The organism is Pseudomonas sp. 30_B (assembly GCF_017491605.1).
Classification (GTDB): Bacteria; Pseudomonadota; Gammaproteobacteria; order Pseudomonadales; family Pseudomonadaceae; genus Pseudomonas.
This window is the reverse complement of sequence record NZ_JAFGYY010000060.1, coordinates 1-1,048: the sequence shown is the minus strand read 5'-3', so window position 1 is coordinate 1,048 and position 1,048 is coordinate 1. Positions and strand designations below refer to the sequence as shown.

At 67.6% G+C, this 1,048-nt stretch carries 2 protein-coding genes; both read left to right on the top strand.

Going from position 1 to position 1,048, the window contains the following annotated elements:
* Positions 1–556 (top strand): cytochrome ubiquinol oxidase subunit I (locus tag J5M67_RS27180; protein ID WP_207888511.1); only part of this gene is annotated, 556 nt, incomplete at its 5' end.
* A 37-nt stretch (positions 557–593) separates the two neighbouring features.
* On the top strand, positions 594–1,048 hold a 455-nt coding region (cydB, locus tag J5M67_RS27175), incomplete at its 3' end, for a cytochrome d ubiquinol oxidase subunit II (RefSeq protein ID WP_207888510.1).

Below are 1,048 nucleotides of genomic sequence, written 5' to 3'. Positions count from 1 at the left end.
GGCGCAAACCACGCGTTACGCGGTGTCGATTCCGCATCTCGGCAGCCTGATCCTCACGCACAGCTGGGACGGCGAGATCCGCGGGCTGAAGTCGTTCCCGCCGCAAGACCGGCCGAACTCGACCGTCGTGTTCTGGAGCTTTCGCATCATGGTAGGGCTCGGCCTCGCGATGATCGGCCTCGCCGCGCTCGCCTGGCTGCTGCGCCGCCGCGGGCGCCTCTATGAAGCGAAGTGGTTCCACCGGTTCGCGCTCGCGATGGGCCCGACGGGCTTCGTCTCCCTGCTCGCCGGCTGGGTGACGACCGAAGTGGGCCGCCAGCCGTGGACGATCGCGGGCATCCTGCCGACGCACCTGTCCGCGTCGAGCCTCACGGCAACCGATCTGTACCTGAGCCTCGCGGGCTTCATCGTGTTCTACACGGCGCTCTTCATCATCGAGATCACGCTGATGTTCAAGTACGCGCGCCTCGGCCCGTCGTCGCTGCACACCGGCCGCTATCACCACGAACAGGCAGGGCGGCCGCTCGAGAAGGCCGTCGCGGGCACGGCCGCGTGACGGCCCCGGCCCCCTCGAATTCGCACAAGGAATCGCCATGGACTATGCAACTCTGAAAGTGATCTGGTGGCTGCTCGTCGGGATACTGCTCATCGGCTTCGCGCTGACGGACGGCTTCGACATGGGCGTGGCCGCGCTCCTGCCGTTCCTCGGCAAGACCGACGACGAGCGCCGCATCATCGTCAACACGGTCGGCGCGACGTGGGAAGGCAACCAGGTCTGGCTCATCACCGCGGGCGGCGCGATGTTCGCCGCGTGGCCGCTCGTCTACGCGGCGTCGTTCTCGGGCTTCTACTTCGCGATGCTGCTCGTGCTGTTCGCGCTGTTTTTCCGCCCCGTCGGCTTCGACTACCGCAGCAAGCGCGACGATCCGCGCTGGCGCACGAGCTGGGACTGGGCGCTCTTCGCGGGCGGCTTCGTGCCCGCGCTCGTGTTCGGCGTCGCGTTCGGCAACCTGCTGCAAGGCGTGCCGTTCGCGTTCGACACCGACAT